Origin of the sequence: Peribacillus loiseleuriae, from assembly GCF_001183985.1 — a bacterium.
Taxonomy (GTDB): Bacteria; Bacillota; Bacilli; order Bacillales; family DSM-1321; genus Peribacillus; species Peribacillus loiseleuriae.
Window position 1 is genome coordinate 1,157,444 of sequence record NZ_LFZW01000001.1, and the last position, 15,551, is coordinate 1,172,994.

General features: G+C 37.1%; 12 protein-coding genes and 1 riboswitch. Of the genes, 9 read left to right on the forward strand and 3 right to left on the reverse strand.

The window, feature by feature from the left end; translation table 11 throughout:
* Window positions 1-9: 9 nt before the first annotated feature.
* A riboswitch (SAM riboswitch) is annotated at window positions 10-120 on the reverse strand.
* A gap of 434 nt (window positions 121-554) precedes the next feature.
* Together fumC and AC625_RS05200 are read left to right on the forward strand one after the other, a co-directional pair.
* The gene (gene fumC / locus AC625_RS05195) at window positions 555-1,937 is read left to right on the forward strand and encodes a class II fumarate hydratase (protein ID WP_049680302.1); all 1,383 of its coding nucleotides are present in this window, start codon (window positions 555-557) and stop codon (window positions 1,935-1,937) included.
* A 185-nt stretch (window positions 1,938-2,122) separates the two neighbouring features.
* The gene (locus tag AC625_RS05200; protein WP_049680303.1) at window positions 2,123-2,365 is read left to right on the forward strand and encodes a hypothetical protein; all 243 of its coding nucleotides are present in this window, start codon (window positions 2,123-2,125) and stop codon (window positions 2,363-2,365) included.
* Between the two features lie 186 nt (window positions 2,366-2,551).
* Here the strand turns inward: AC625_RS05200 and AC625_RS05205 are convergent, their stop codons facing one another.
* Both AC625_RS05205 and AC625_RS05210 read right to left on the reverse strand, forming a co-directional pair.
* On the reverse strand, window positions 2,552-3,046 hold the full coding sequence (locus tag AC625_RS05205; RefSeq protein WP_049680304.1) for a GNAT family N-acetyltransferase: 495 nt from the start codon (window positions 3,044-3,046) through the stop codon (window positions 2,552-2,554).
* A gap of 277 nt (window positions 3,047-3,323) precedes the next feature.
* Window positions 3,324-5,057, reverse strand: a complete 1,734-nt coding sequence (locus AC625_RS05210) for an ABC transporter ATP-binding protein (RefSeq protein ID WP_049680305.1) — start codon at window positions 5,055-5,057, stop codon at window positions 3,324-3,326.
* A 592-nt stretch (window positions 5,058-5,649) separates the two neighbouring features.
* Here AC625_RS05210 and AC625_RS05215 point away from each other — a divergent pair.
* From AC625_RS05215 to AC625_RS05240, 6 genes are all read left to right on the forward strand, one after another.
* A complete protein-coding gene (locus AC625_RS05215) occupies window positions 5,650-6,777 on the forward strand; it encodes an ABC transporter ATP-binding protein (RefSeq protein ID WP_049680306.1) in 1,128 nt (375 codons plus the stop codon).
* A complete protein-coding gene (locus AC625_RS05220) occupies window positions 6,774-7,712 on the forward strand; it encodes a carbohydrate ABC transporter permease (protein WP_049680307.1) in 939 nt (312 codons plus the stop codon). Before AC625_RS05215 ends, AC625_RS05220 begins: the two co-directional genes overlap by 4 nt.
* Window positions 7,709-8,527 carry a carbohydrate ABC transporter permease gene (locus AC625_RS05225; RefSeq protein WP_049680308.1) on the forward strand — a complete coding sequence of 273 codons (819 nt, stop codon included), beginning with the start codon at window positions 7,709-7,711 and terminating at the stop codon, window positions 8,525-8,527. The genes AC625_RS05220 and AC625_RS05225 overlap by 4 nt, the downstream gene beginning before the upstream one ends.
* A 51-nt stretch (window positions 8,528-8,578) precedes the next feature.
* Window positions 8,579-9,922 carry an ABC transporter substrate-binding protein gene (locus AC625_RS05230; RefSeq protein ID WP_049680309.1) on the forward strand — a complete coding sequence of 448 codons (1,344 nt, stop codon included), beginning with the start codon at window positions 8,579-8,581 and terminating at the stop codon, window positions 9,920-9,922.
* Window positions 9,923-10,408: 486 nt separating this feature from the next.
* Window positions 10,409-11,176, forward strand: coding sequence for a glycerophosphodiester phosphodiesterase (locus AC625_RS05235; RefSeq protein ID WP_049680310.1), 768 nt, complete (start codon window positions 10,409-10,411; stop codon window positions 11,174-11,176).
* A 551-nt stretch (window positions 11,177-11,727) separates the two neighbouring features.
* Window positions 11,728-12,627, forward strand: coding sequence for a glycerophosphodiester phosphodiesterase (locus AC625_RS05240; RefSeq protein WP_049680311.1), 900 nt, complete (start codon window positions 11,728-11,730; stop codon window positions 12,625-12,627).
* 251 nt (window positions 12,628-12,878) lie between these two features.
* Here AC625_RS05240 and AC625_RS05245 read toward each other — a convergent pair whose 3' ends face one another.
* Complete coding sequence (locus AC625_RS05245; protein ID WP_049680312.1) at window positions 12,879-14,246, reverse strand: sigma-54 interaction domain-containing protein; 1,368 nt, start codon at window positions 14,244-14,246, stop codon at window positions 12,879-12,881.
* Between the two features lie 266 nt (window positions 14,247-14,512).
* Here AC625_RS05245 and AC625_RS05250 point away from each other — a divergent pair, with 266 nt between their 5' ends.
* Entirely contained in the window at window positions 14,513-15,532 is a 1,020-nt protein-coding gene (locus AC625_RS05250; protein ID WP_049680313.1) for an NAD(P)/FAD-dependent oxidoreductase, read from the forward strand.
* The last annotated feature ends 19 nt before the right edge of the window (window positions 15,533-15,551 follow it).

The window sequence follows — 15,551 nt, forward strand, 5'->3', positions numbered from 1 at the left end:
TGCAGTCTCTTCTTATCTATCAAGCTAAATAGCTTGATGGAATTAGCACCTTGGCAATATTTACGATTGCTGGTTGCTGAGGCGTCACAGGGCCAGTCCCTCGACCTCTCTTGATAAGAAAAATTGATTATTTAGTTAATTATGAATTTACTATACTTTTTCTTTAATGTCAAATAAAAGAAGTTCGTAATTTATACAATATAAATATATACGAAACTATCAGGAGATCGTGATAAGTAAAGTATATATGCACTAACTAGTGTAATCAAAATGGGAGGGATTAATAACGGATAAAATATGCTCCTTATTATCGCCTCAATCATGTTGCTTTGATATTTATATTACCTAGCTCTTATAAAATCAAATCTTATGTGAAGCAGATCAGTATCGGCTACCTTTTTTTTATTTGTTTTAAGCGCAAAACATTTGTACAATAATATTGTATGTAGAATTTTCAAAAACTAAAGCGCTAACAAGAGAAGTACAAAGGGGATTCCTATTAAGTGGGACTGTATTAGCGTGATATCGATGATGAGAGAGCAGGAGGAGAAGAAATGGAATACAGAATTGAGAAAGATACAATGGGGGAAGTAAAGGTTCCTTATGACAAATATTGGGGTGCACAAACGGAAAGAAGCCGAAACAACTTCAAAATAGGGAATGAAAAAATGCCGATTGAATTAATTCACGCATTTGCTTATGTAAAACAAGCCGCTGCTAAAGTAAATTTCGATCTTGGTGATTTATCTGAAACGAAGAAAAATGCCATTGTAAAAATATGTGGTGAAATTCTAGAGGGCACATTAGACGAGCACTTTCCACTCGTTGTCTGGCAAACAGGTAGCGGTACACAAAGTAATATGAACGTAAACGAAGTCATCGCAAACAAAGGAAACGAGTGGTTGAAGGAAAAGGGTAGTGACGAAAAGCTTCATCCAAATGATGATGTAAACAAAGGGCAAAGCTCGAATGACACATTCCCAACCGCGATGCATATAGCAGCGTATGTTGAAGTAGCGAGCAAATTGGTTCCGGCAATCAAAGTGCTTCGCGATACATTTGCAGCGAAAGAAAAGGAATTTGCAGACATCGTGAAGATTGGCCGTACCCACTTACAAGATGCTACACCAATTACGCTTGGGCAAGAAATTAGCGGCTGGAGAGCGATGCTTGATAAATCACTTAATATGGTTGAAGAAAGCAGCAAGCATATCTTAAACCTGGCCCTTGGTGGAACAGCAGTTGGTACTGGAATTAACACCAAGCCGGAATTTGCTGCGTTATCCGCAAAACAAATGGCAGCTGATACTGGATTTGATTTTGTTACATCGGATAATAAGTTCCATGCATTAACAAGTCACGACGAAATTGCCTATGCTCATGGCGCAATCAAAGCCCTTGCAGCTGATCTAATGAAAATTGCCAACGATGTAAGATGGTTAGCAAGCGGCCCAAGAAGCGGGATTGCTGAAATCGCTATACCTGAAAATGAACCAGGGAGTTCCATCATGCCTGGTAAAGTGAACCCAACTCAAAGTGAAGCTTTAACGATGATCGCTGTTCAAGTAGTCGGCAATGATACAGCAATCTCGTTCGCTGCGAGCCAAGGAAACTTTGAATTGAACGTATTCAAGCCTGTTATTATTTACAATTTCCTGCAATCTGTAAAATTATTGTCTGACGGAATTCACTCGTTCAATGACAACTGTGCAGTAGGAATTACAGCAAACCTAGACAAAATTAAGGGAAATGTTGAGCGTTCATTAATGCTTGTAACAGCACTTAATCCGCATATCGGCTACGAAAAAGCAGCTGAAATTGCAAAAACAGCATTCAAAAACAACTCAACATTAAAAGAAACAGCCCTTAAACTAGGCTACCTAAACGAAGAACAATTCGAGGAGTGGGTAAATCCGCAAAATATGGTGAATAACTAAGTAAGCGGAAGTGTAGCAACAGGCGCAATAAAAACACTCAAGTTAGAGGTGTGTTAAGAGGGTCTGGCCACGTACTCTTTACTACGTATAAAATGTACGATCACTTATTTTTCTGAATATAAGAGTTGCGTGGCCCGCCCCTGTGGTTTTGATTAAACTCAATCATGTAAATAGGAGGAATGAATATGACATTATGTCCGCTTTGCAATGGACTTCGAAAAATCCATGTTACATGCACAGAATGTGAATCCGAAATGAAGGATATGGGAAAAGCCATGGACTATGATGATGAGTATAGTGCTTATATGGACATTAATACCTTAAAGCAAAACGATGGCTTTCCAGATTCATTAATAAAAGGTCAATGTCCACATTTAATGAAATGTTTGAACTGTAATCACGATGAGGTAATCTTGGTACAAGAATAAAAAAACGAATCGACTCCTCGACAATAGAGAATCGATTCGTTTTTTATTCATCAAAAGTAAAATTCACAGGTTCTTCTTCTAAAGGGATACTAATTTCCATATTCGTTGGAGGAATAGTGTGTTCTATAATTTCAATTTAATATTGATCAGTTCACACATAACCACTACTCTTTTAAAAAGAGGCATTTATAACAATTTATATAAATAGTATTCATTAACGGGTGCTCCGTTTATAATCAATGAATGAACTTTCTCACCCTCCAAGACAAAACCCATCTTTCGATATAAATTGAATGCTTTAATATTGTCTTTTATAACAGTTAATCCTAATCTTGATAGTTCATTTTCTTTTGCCCACTCGAATACTTGATTGAATAATTTAGATGCGATACCTCGCCCTTGAAACTCTTCAAGGACACCTAATACGAGATAAGCAGAATGTTGATTCCTTTTTACATTCCCGCCAAATGCTGCGATAAAACCTACGAGTTCATCTTCACTTTCGGCAACAAAGATCATCGATTTCTTTTCAGATAAAATTCTTTCAATGGACTTGCTCTGTTGTTCTAGTGATGTGTTTCTTTCACCAGGTTCAAATAACATAAAATTAGAGTCATCAATTTGTTTACTTAATTCGATAAAACTTTCTGCATCACGAACTTCAATGGGTCTAATCATCACTTATTACCCCTTTCTATCTATGGATTTATGTAATCAAAACAAGTATTTCATCTGCACTTTTAGATGCGAAGATTTTAGTTGTTACTATATATTCAAAAGAAATAGTAAAAAGAGGGTGTCCCATAACGAAAGGGTCAGACACCGCAACCATAATACACTGTTCAATTTAAGCGTAAGTACCACTATGAACTGCGTATAAAGTGCGTGGTCCGACCCTTTTTGGGCACCCTTTAGTGCTGTTAATTTCACCTTAACAGAAGATTTAGTATTTTCCTATCTATGCCAATTGCTGCTCAGCGAATTCACGATATAAGTCATGTGATTGTGTTAATTCGTGATGGGTACCAATGCCTGTTACTTGTCCTTTTTCGATGAATATTATTTTATCAGCATCGACGATTGTTGATAATCGATGGGCGATGACGAATGTAGTGCGACCTACCATTAATCGTGTTAAAGCTTGTTGGACAACACTTTCTGATTGGCTATCTAAGCTTGCTGTTGCTTCATCCATCATGAGAATTTTAGGGTCGCGTAAAAAAGCACGGGCGATAGCAATCCGCTGTCTTTGCCCACCTGATAGTTTTACACCACGCTCGCCAACTTCCGTGTCCAATCCTTTCGGGAAAGCTTCAATAAATTGATCGGCGTATGCCATTTTGGCTACTTCCCATAGACGTTCATCAGATATTTGTGCTGAATCATACAAACCATAACATAAATTTTCGCGAATTGTCCCAGCCATCATGGCACTTTCTTGGGATACATAGCCAATTTGACTGCGCCATGAATCAAGTGATAATTGATTTATTGGCGTGTTACCGATTTGTATTTCTCCAGTAGTAGGCTCATAAAATCGTTCGAGTAAACCGAACATCGTCGTTTTACCGCTTCCGCTTGGTCCGGCAAAAGCTATCATTTCACCAGGTTGAGCTTCAAGTGAGACATTTTCTAAAACAGGTTCATTTTCACTATAGGCAAATGACACGTTTGAAACTCGAATCGTCTCGTTGGTAATATCCATTTCTATACCGTCTTGACCTGACTCTAATGGCAGTTCTAAAATCTCAATAATCCGCTCTGTTGCTCCTTTTGCTTTTTGTAATTGCGTAAAGAACATCGCAAAGGATGTGATTGGCATAATAATTTGGAACAGATAAAGTAAAAAGGCGATAAGTGAACCAGTCGACATCGTTCCATTTGCTACTCGCATGCCGCCATACCCAATAATCATCACAATGACGACCATAATCACGAGGTACATGATTGGTCCGATTAATGCAAAGATGCGGGCTTCCTTTAACCCGTAACCAAGTAATTTTTCAATGCCTGTTAGCCCACTTGTTTCTTCATTCTGTTCAGCGGTTGAGGATTTCATTAGGCGAATTTCACTAAGCGTTTGTTGAATTTGTCCTGTGAAAGTGGCCGTTTCGTCTTGTAAACCACGTGAGACTTTTGCCATTTTACGACCAAGTGGAATCATAATGACTAATGTAATGGGAACAGAAATTAACATTAGAAGTGTCATTTTCCAATCCATGACAAGTAAGATGATAATGGCACCAATGATAGAAATAATACCTGTAATAAATTGTGGGAAATGATTCGAAATTAAATCTCGTACGACACTTGTATCATTAACGACCCGACTCACCGTTTCACCGCTCGATTGTTTATCAAAATAGCTGACTGGCAATCTAATTAATTTTATCCACATACGATCACGCAGCCTGGCGACAATCTTATGACCGACTAGGCTTAATAAATAAATGGAGAATCCACTTATGATCGCTTGGATAATAAAGGCTGCCCCGATGCCGATCATGAGTGGAATACTTAATGAAGCAACTGAGAAACCGTCTACTAAATTTTTCGTCAATAATGGCACAACAAGGCCAGCAATAGTTGTCAAAAGGCTTGCTGTTAAACCGATAATGAGTGCCATCTTCGGGATATTCGTTGATAAAATTAGGGAAATAAATGGCTTTAAGCCACCTTTTTGATTCTTCATTGTCTATAACTCCTATCAATTCGATCTATCTTTTGTTGGTGGAGAGTGGAGGGGTTCCAGCTACAGTTCTTCCATTATGACGAGCACGAGGTTTCATGTCAATAATATGATCAGCCTCGGGTATGACTTCAAGCATTGTGCTTAGGTAACGAAAATGATATTGCCCAAATCTTGCAGCTGCTTCATGATAATTATTAATTCTTATGTATCTTTTGGAAGCAATCCAGCCGTTGATTTATCAAGAATTTAGAGGACAATCGTTAGACCTGAGTCAAGAATAGATACTAACCTTCGTGGGTACATACTATAAGTTTGTGGGAGGCATTAGAAACATAGGTGAGAGATGAAGAAACTTCACTATGTGTTCCTTTGAACCGTATCATATTTAGATAAGGTTTCAACGTTGCTCTCATTTGTAAAAGATGCTTAGACAGATTATCTAAGCATCTTTTGTGTTAAGAATTTGTAAATTTATTTACTTAAATCGTTTTCATTTAGTTCTATTTAACTTTTATGTAATGAATTGGTAAATGTTGTTATTTAAGCTTGAAAATATGTTTAAATGGGTTTGACGAAGGATGGAGGTTGAACAATGAAGCACGTAGAATTGATGGATATTTCCAAGTCGTACGATAAACAAACCAATGTATTGGATGAAATTAACCTTTCGATTAACAAGGGTGAGTTCTTTGTTTTAGTCGGTCCCTCTGGATGTGGAAAAAGCACATTATTAAGAATGGTTGCAGGGTTAGAAGAAATAACCGGAGGCGTACTGAAGCTAAATGATGAAGTAGCAAATCATCTACCACCTAAAAATAGAAATTTATCTATGGTTTTTCAAAATTATGCACTTTACCCACATTTAACAGTAGAGCAAAATATCCTTTTTGGTTTAGATGTTAAGAGGGTTAATAAAAAAGAACAAAAAAGAAGACTCATGGAAACGGCAGAAATGATCGGTTTAAGTGAATTATTGAAAAGAAAACCTAAGGAACTATCTGGTGGCCAAAGGCAGAGAGTGGCATTGGCTAGGTCAGTTGTAAGTGAAGCACCACTTTGCTTAATGGATGAACCACTATCAAATTTAGATGCCAAATTGCGGGCGCATATGCGCGTTGAAATACGTAGATTGCAAAGAAAGTTGGGTCTCACAATGATCTATGTCACCCATGATCAAGTCGAGGCAATGACAATGGGTGACAGGATTATGGTTTTGAATGATGGGAAAGTACAACAAGTTGGAAAACCGATTACTTTATATAACGAACCAGCCAATACATTTGTAGCCTCTTTTATTGGCTCCCCAAAGATGAATATGGGAAAAGCGGAGTTATTCGTTGAGAATCGTCAAATTAAAGTGGAGGACAAGCTTACGTTTCATTTAAGTCCATCAGATTTAATACATATACCAGCAGACAAAAAGACAATGATTGGCATTAGAGCAGAACATATTTATCCAGCAACTGAACAAGATGCAACTAATTATTTGGAAGTCGTTGGTGTGGAGCAGTTAGGAAATGAAACGATTATTGTTTTTGAAGAATTAGGAGGCCATCTATGGAATGCTAAATGGCCGGGCCAATGGGCGATTAATCTGGGTGATAAGGTTCCGGTTAACATTTCAGTTCAAAATTTTTGTTTCTTTGATGCAGAAAATGGTCAATTAATACAACCCGCATATCAAGAACAAAATCAAGAGCAAGAGGTCATCGCACAATGAATACAGAATCTGCTATGCCGTTTGAGTATAATCAAGTTCATTTCGAGGAGTTAAAAAAACAACAGCGTAAAAAAGTTTTCTTGAAAGGCCTTTTATTCTTATTACCCTCATTACTTTTATTTAGTATTTTTATATTTTATCCAATGATCCGCACGGTATATTTAAGTTTCTTTTTAACAAATCAAGCAGGTATAACAACAGTTTTTGTTGGAATGCAAAATTATATCGATATCTTCACATCTCCAATATTTATGAAAAGTTTAACATCAACATTTTTATTTGTTTTATTCACAGTACCGGGAACGATTATTGTAAGCTTGTTTTTGGCAGTTATTGCAAATGAAAAGATAAAAGGGATCGGCTTTTTCCGAATGATATTTTCATCCACAATGGGGGTATCTGTAGCTGCTGCTTCTGTTTTTTGGCTATTTTTATTTCACCCGAGTATTGGATTTTTTAACAAAATATTAGTGACGTTCGGTTTTGACAAAATCGGTTGGTTAACGAATCCAGAATGGGCTCTTGCTTCTGTTTCATTATCAACAATTTGGATGAATATTGGTTTCACATTTTTAATTATTCTTGGTGGGTTGCAATCCATTGACTCTCACCTATATGAAAGTGCAAATATAGATGGTGCGGGATTTTTTTACAAATTACGGCGGATTACGATCCCTATGCTTTCTCCTACCTTATTCTTTGTAGTCACAGTTTCAATCATTAATTCCTTCCAAACCTTTGGCCAAATCGATATGTTAACAAAAGGCGGGCCAAGTAACGAAACAAATCTTATCGTTTACTCGATTTATCGTGAAGCGTTTGTAAACTATCAGTATGGTACAGCAAGTGCACAGGCTGTCATCTTGTTCATTATTATACTCATCATGACAGTGATCCAGTTCAAGCTTGGAGAAAGGAAGGTCCATTATCAATGAGGATGCCACTTTCTAAAAAGATCAGCTTATATACATTGCTCACGGTATCGGCATTTCTAGTATTTGTCCCTATCATCTTTGCTTTCTTGATGAGCTTTATGAACAGTCAGGATGCGATGTTAGGTAAAATAATCCCTTCTGTTTGGACACTTGATAATTACGTGAAGGCATTCGAACGTTTACCATTGCTGAAATTTCTATTCAACAGTTTAATGACTTCTCTGCTCATTATGATCGGTCAGTTAGTCTTGTCTAGTTTAGCGGCTTACGCATTTGTTTTTCTGAAATTTAAAGGGAGGGATGCTTTATTCTTTTTGTTTATCGCAACCATGATGATCCCATTTGAAGCGTCGATTATCCCGAACTTTCAAACGGTTAAAGGGATGAATTTATTAGATACATATCCAGGGTTGGCCTTGCCTTTCTTGGCTACAGCATTTGGTACTTTTTTATTAAGACAAACATTTAAACAAATTCCTAAAGAACTTAAAGAGGCAAGTGAAATTGCTGGGATGGGCCATTTTAAATTTTATTTAACAGTCGTATTACCCGTTGCAAAAACAAGTCTAGTTACATTAGCACTTTATGGCTTCTTAACGGCTTGGAATATGTACTTATGGCCGCTTTTATCCACAACAAATGATCATGTACGAACCGTCCAAATTGGCTTAAAGCAATTGCAATCACAAGAAACAGTCAATCAATGGGGAGTTGTAATGGCTGGTGCCATGGTTGTGGCCATTCCTACGCTGATTTTATTATTCGTAGGGCAGAAGAGACTCCAAAAAGGGTTAGCTGAAGGTGCACTTAAATAATGATGGGTTCAATGATTATCAAATAGAAAAAAACTAAAGGAGACTATTACAATGATAAAAAAGTTTTTCGCTTTACTTATGGCAAGTTTATTAGTGATTCTAGCTGGTTGTGGTTCAAATCAAACATCAAGTACTGAGAAAGGATCTACATCTGAAAAAGATGACAAACAAGTTGTTACATTCTGGCATTCCATGAGTGGCGTGCCTCAAGAAACATTAAATAGTATTGTAGAGGAATATAATAATTCCCAAGATAAGGTTCAAGTAAATGCAGAATTCCAAGGAACGTATGAAGAGTCACTTCCGAAGTTTCATAGTGTTGGTGGAACGAAAGATGCTCCGACCATGATTCAAGTACAAGAAATTGGTTCAATGTCTATGATTAATAGCGGGAATATTGAAGCTATTCAAAAATTTATCGATGCTGAAAATTATGATATGAGTGGTCTCGAAGAAAATATTGTGAACTATTACAAAGTAGATGACAAATTCTATTCCATGCCTTTTAACTCCTCAACACCTGTCATGTACTACAATAAAGATGCATTTAAAAAAGCTGGATTAGATCCTGAAAAAGCTCCAGAAACGTTTGAAGAAGTAGAAGAAGCAGGTAAGAAAATTGTTAAAAGTAATGACCAAATGAAAGGATTCGCTTTACAAGCATATGGTTGGTTATTTGAAGAGTTATTAGCTAATCAAGGTGGATTACTGTTAAATAACGACAATGGTCGCACAGATACACCTACAGCAGTCGAATTTGATAATGAAAAAGGGAAATCAATCTTCGAATGGGCAAAAAGAATGACGGATGCTGGAACTTTTGCAAACTATGGAACAAACTCTGATAATATGCTTTCTGGCTTCTTAGCAGGCGATGTAGCGATGTTTTTACAATCATCAGCTTCTTCAAGAGACGTGATTGACAATGCTCCTTTTGAAGTGGGCGTAGCTTTCTTACCTCATCCTGAAGCTGAGGAACGTCAAGGTGTTGCGATTGGCGGTGCAAGTTTATGGATGTCAAGCGGGAAAGAAGAAGCAGAACAAAATGCAGCTTGGGAATTTATGAAATATTTACAAACACCAGCAGTACAAGCTAAATGGCATGTAGGAACAGGCTACTTTGCCATTAATCCAGCTGCTTATGATGAGCAAGTTGTTAAAGATGCATACAAAGAAATGCCACAATTACAAGTTTCTGTACAACAGCTTCAAGCTACAAAACCGTCTTTTGCGACACAAGGCGCATTAATGGATATGATTCCGGCAGAACGTAAAATTATCGAAACCGCACTTGAAACAGTTTATAACCGTGGAGATGTAGATGAAGCATTCAATAGTGCTGTTGAACAGGTGAATGCAGCGATTGAACAATCTAATGCAGCAAGAGGAAAGTAATTTTTAATGATCGTTGATAAAGTAAAAAGAACGAGAATAAAGCGAAAAAATGCTTTGTTCTCTATTTCTTTATCCCTAAGTACAAGGGGCGTCCTCATTTGGTAAGTTTAATCAATTTTATTGGAAAATAAACAGGCATAGTTGAAAATTGTATAGATATTTGGCTTTGCTCACGACACCTTATTAGATTGGTTTTGCTATTAAGATGTAAACCTTCCTTCATATTAATTCATGGCATTAAAATACTATATCGATTTTGAATGAGGGACATGGGGACGGGGCTTCGCGACTTATCTATATAGACAACCTACTTTGCAGATATCCGTCCTTTATTAAGAAAGTACTTCAAAGTCCGGCTCCACACCGCCACCATTGTGATTAGGCGAGTGTAGCCTGCTTAATGTATAGAACCTTCATGTTAAATGGTGGCGTTTTAACGCCATATTCATTTTATAAGAAAGAAAGAAAGAAAGGATTGTGTAAATCATGATTCAAACTAAAATATTTGGTCACCGTGGAAGTATGGGCACTATGCCAGAAAATACTCTATTAGGATTTTACCAGGCGTGTGAGTGGGGTGTAGATGGTATTGAGCTCGATGTACAATTGACAAAAGACGGAGAATTAGTAGTGATTCATGATGAAAAAATCGATAGAACGACAGATGGTACAGGTTATGTGAAGGACTATACTCTACAAGAATTAAAACAGTTTAGTGCAGGAGTAAAATTCTCGAATTTAGCCTTGTTTGATAAACATGTTTGGTCTAAAGAACGTATACCAACCCTAGAAGAAGTCTTAGAAATGATTACACCTTATCAAATTGAATTAAATCTAGAATTGAAAACAGATATGTTTCCTTACTATGGGATTGAAGAAAAGGTTTTAGCGATTGTTCATCAATTTGATTATGCCGATAAAGTAATTTATTCTTCATTTCATTTACCAACTATACTAAAATTGAAAAAATTTGAGCCAAGTGCGAGAATTGCATGGTTAGTAGTTTATGAACTCAGTCGTCCTTCTGAGTATATTCAAAGTTTAGCATTAGAAGGGTTACATCTTCATAAAGATTTACTATTAAACAAAGAGAATTATGGTCTAAGTGCAGATGATTTTAAGATCAGAGCGTGGACAGTAAATGATCCAAAAGAAATGGAACAACTAGTAAACATGAATAATATAGATACCATTATGACAGATTTTCCAAAGGAAGCTCTTTTCTTAAGAAATGCTCACTCAGTAAAATTTTGATTTTTGATTTAAGATACTGATGACCAGCATCACCCGAACAAAATACGCTGCTAGACTTCTATGGAATAGTTGAGGAACGATTCAATTCAATTAAACACTATACGTATGTGAAGTACTGTGTTGATAAAATAAGCTAAACAATGAGCAGATGGAGTAGAGGTTTCCTGTAATAGACCTCCGCTTTTCCATCTGCTTTTATTTTGATTTTTCCATTTTTAGTGTCATGGAGTTCACAAGTAAACTAGTTAGGAGTTAAAATGTATTACTTATGAAAGGATTTTGAACTTACTTAGTAGTTCAACTTTCTTCAATTACTCCCATCTCCTTTGAATGAACCGAATCCTAAAACCCATTTTAATAAACAATATTAAACAAGTGTGATTATTACGAGGGTATATAGGTGAAAAATAGAAATGAATGATTAAAATTTTTCGTGACGTTTACAAAATAACTGTAACTGGCCTTTCTAGCATTTTATCGTATAAATAACTGGAAGTTGAAAAAATCCAATTTTAGGGTATTGTACATCGTTTTATGAAGGAGATTATCGGATGAAAAAAATATTGCCTGCTATTATCTTTTTATTTTTCATTTTCGGGGTGTATGCCACAATGGATAGTCCATGGATGGAGAATCGAGCAGAAGTTGACATGAATTCGTTTATTGTGATTGGACACCGCGGTGCTTCGGGGTATGCTCCCGAGCATACGATTCCTTCTTATGAACTTGCTTTAAAACTGGGTGCGGATTATTTGGAAATCGACTTGCAGATGACGAAAGATGGAAAGTTAGTTGCGATGCATGACGACTTGGTCGATCGGACAACCGATGGTGAAGGAAAAGTATCTTCCTATACACTCGCAGAGCTTCAAAAGCTTGATGCAGGATCATGGTTTAACAAAGAACATAAGAAGTTTGCTGAATCAGTTTATGAGAATTTGAAGGTACCTTCATTAGAGGAAATCATCGACACGTTTGGAGAGACAGCCAATTATTATATCGAAACGAAGAATCCGGACAAATATCCAGGTGTGGAAAAAGAATTACTCAAAATATTAAATGATAATGGATTAATAGGTTCAGGTGCTATAAAAGGAAGAGTAATGATTCAATCATTTAGCGAAAAAAGTCTTCGGAAGATTCATGCAAGTAATCCAGATATTCCGCTCATTCAATTAATAAAATACCAAGGGAGAGCCAAAGTCTCAAATAGTCAAATCAAGAAATGGAAAGAGTATGCAAGTGGGATTGGACCCAACTATCGAATGATTGATAAAAACTACATTCATACGATTAGAAAGGCCGGCTTGTGGATTCATCCGTATACAATAGATAACCAAGAAGATATGAAAAAATTAATTGGGTATGGTATTACAGGTGCGTTTACTGATTTGGCTGACCGGCTTGTCCAGGCAAGTAAAGAGGTTCCAACACCGACTAATTATGAATAAAAGTTAAAAAATAGTATGGACCATTTATAAAAACTATACCTCTTTTGTTTTTGTTCTTGGTAGTTGTATAAAAGATTCCCAAATTAAATCTAATTTCCCAACTAGCTTTACTTCAAAAAGAAGTAAAGCTTTTCTAATCTAAGTGATAAGGCTGGTCAAAGAGAAAAGCTAGCGAGGAAGAATTATTTCCTTTCAATTAATTTCTAGTATTCTATTAACTATTCAAGAGTAATAGCAATTTTACAAGTCAGTTAAAACAAATGCTCACAATATTCCCGAATTAGTCTCGAGGCTTTCGTTTGGCTGATGCATAGGTCTTTCGCAACTTTCCTAGACGATTTATATGTTTGGTAAGACCTCCTAATTAAGAACCGTTTCGTTTCATCAAGTGCTTTATCGTATGACGTGGGAAGAGCAAGCTGGGTGACTTGTTCTACATTGTCTGTGATTAAATCAGGCAAGTCAGCCACCTGAATGACTGAGTCGCTAATGACGACTAAACGTTCAATTAAGTTTTCCAGCTGACGGACATTGCCTGGCCATGAATAATGAATTAATATGTTCAGGCATTCTTCCGAGATGACTTTGTTGTCATGGTATTTTTCATTGAATTTATTTAAGAAATTGTAAGTGAGTGGAATAATATCTTCTTTTCGCTCACGCAATGGCGGCAGGTGAATATCGATCACATTCAACCGATAAAATAAATCTTCACGGAATCTTTTATCATTAACCATTTCAATTAAATTCTGGTTCGTTGCAGCAATGATACGGATGTCGACTTTTTTCATTTCGCTGCCACCAACGGGAATAAATTGTTTATCCTGAATGACTTGTAAAAGCTTAGCCTGTAAAGCGAGCGGCATTTCTCCGATTTCATCAAGAAAAACAGTACCGCCATCCGCCGCCTCGATCAATCCAGATTTTCCGGTTTTACTAGCACCGGTAAATGCGCCTTTGGAATAACCGAATAGTTCCGATTCGAGCAGTTCTTCTGGAATGGCTGCGCAGTTAATCGTCAAGAACGGACCGCTTTTCCGCTTACTAATCTGGTGAATGAAATGGGCAAAGACGCCTTTCCCTGTTCCTGATTCTCCCTGAATTAAAATTGTTGAATCAGTTGGCGCCACTTTTTCGCAGAAAGACAGGATGCGGTGGATTTTTCCGCTGTTTGTAATAATTCGACCCAATTCATTATCATTTTGAGTTGTTGTTAACTCATCAACCGTTTCATTTGCTTTTACCATTTTATACGTATGTGTTTCGGTAGAAGTAATAACAACGAGATCGATTTCCCCCCTATCATTTAAGATTGGAATCGCTGACGTCAGTAATTCAGCCCCGATATACGTTTGTTGCTTCATATAGCAAGGTTTTTTTCTTTTATATACTTCTGGTACGATGGATGGTTTCCAATAACCTTTTTCAAATAGGTCGATATTGTATTGGCCAATGACGTCAGTTGGTTTCAGGCCATAATGGCGCTCACATGCCTGGTTTACGTAAAGAATTCGCTTATCGCAATCGAGAACGAAAATTTCATCTGAGGAGTGATCGAGAATTTTTAATAGAGTTTGTAGTGTCATTTCAACATGATCTGTTGTATTTGGACTTTTCATCAATTGTATTTCCTCACTTTCAAAAAGGTAATGAGTTATTTTTGATGACAAATTTATGATATTGAACTAATTATAACTCAACTTGATAGCGTTTTCATGTTAAATTTTGGATTTTTCGTGTGTTTACGCTATTTTTAAAAGTTGGCACGCTACTTGCATATATAAAAGTGACAGGATGCAAAGCAAGCGTGTCAATAATCTTTACCTGATTTTTAACATTAACAACGCGGAAATCTACAAATTAATACAGCTAGGGAGGAATGAGGATGGAAAAACAGCATGAGGTTTTTGACATCACAATTATTGGAGGAGGGCCAGTTGGTTTGTTTACTGCTTTTTATGCGGGAATGCGCCAGGCATCGGTGAAAATTATCGAAAGTCTTCCTCAGCTCGGCGGCCAGTTGTCTGCTTTGTACCCTGAAAAATATATTTATGACATTGCTGGTTTTCCGAAAGTATGGGCCCAGGAACTCATTGATCAATTACTCGTGCAAGTGAATCAGTTTGAAACGACTATTTGCCTCAAGCAATCGGTTGAAAGCATCGTTCGAACAGTCGATGGGGGGTTCGCGATTACGACGAACGAAGAAACTCATTATACAAAAGCTGTGATTATCACAGCTGGAAATGGAGCATTCCAACCGCGTCACTTGAAGATTGAAGGTGAAGAAAAATTTGAAAACGTTAACCTTCATTATTTCGTAAAGGATTTAGACCGATTTAGCGGAAAGAAAGTAGTTGTGTTTGGCGGTGGCGATTCAGCAGTTGACTGGGCACTTATGCTTGAACCGATTGCGGAAAAAGTAACGCTGATTCACCGACGAGACAAATTCCGCGCCCATGAGCATAGTGTAGACCAGTTGAAACAGTCAAAAGTGGAGGTTTTAACGCCATACGTGCCTACTAAATTAGTCGGCGATGAAAAAATAGAAAAAGTGATTGTGACTCAGGCCAAGAGTGGAGAATCGATAGAATTTGAAGTCGATGATGTCCTTGTTAATTACGGCTTTGTTTCCTCGCTAGGCCCGATTAAAGACTGGGGTCTTGAAATCGAAAGTAATTCCATCGTCGTTAACTCTAAGATGGAAACGAATATCACAGGCATATATGCTGCAGGTGATATTTGCACGTACGAAGGGAAAGTGAAGTTGATCGCAAGTGGTTTTGGTGAAGCGCCGACAGCTGTTAGTAATGCAAAAGTATACATTGATCCGAGCTCGAAAGTTCAGCCTCTTCACAGCACCTCCATTATGGGGGAAAAAGAAAAAAGCGGATCAGTTGTTTAATTTTATTTAAATGAATATA

Coding starts and splice junctions, on each gene's coding strand:
- fumC (WP_049680302.1), top strand. CDS start 555: ATGGAATACAGAATTGAGAAAGATACAATGGGGGAAGTAAAGGTTCCT.
- AC625_RS05200 (WP_049680303.1), top strand. CDS start 2,123: ATGACATTATGTCCGCTTTGCAATGGACTTCGAAAAATCCATGTTACA.
- AC625_RS05210 (WP_049680305.1), bottom strand. CDS start 5,057: ATGAAGAATCAAAAAGGTGGCTTAAAGCCATTTATTTCCCTAATTTTA.
- AC625_RS05215 (WP_049680306.1), top strand. CDS start 5,650: ATGAAGCACGTAGAATTGATGGATATTTCCAAGTCGTACGATAAACAA.
- AC625_RS05220 (WP_049680307.1), top strand. CDS start 6,774: ATGAATACAGAATCTGCTATGCCGTTTGAGTATAATCAAGTTCATTTC.
- AC625_RS05225 (WP_049680308.1), top strand. CDS start 7,709: ATGAGGATGCCACTTTCTAAAAAGATCAGCTTATATACATTGCTCACG.
- AC625_RS05230 (WP_049680309.1), top strand. CDS start 8,579: ATGATAAAAAAGTTTTTCGCTTTACTTATGGCAAGTTTATTAGTGATT.
- AC625_RS05235 (WP_049680310.1), top strand. CDS start 10,409: ATGATTCAAACTAAAATATTTGGTCACCGTGGAAGTATGGGCACTATG.
- AC625_RS05240 (WP_049680311.1), top strand. CDS start 11,728: ATGAAAAAAATATTGCCTGCTATTATCTTTTTATTTTTCATTTTCGGG.
- AC625_RS05245 (WP_049680312.1), bottom strand. CDS start 14,246: ATGAAAAGTCCAAATACAACAGATCATGTTGAAATGACACTACAAACT.
- AC625_RS05250 (WP_049680313.1), top strand. CDS start 14,513: ATGGAAAAACAGCATGAGGTTTTTGACATCACAATTATTGGAGGAGGG.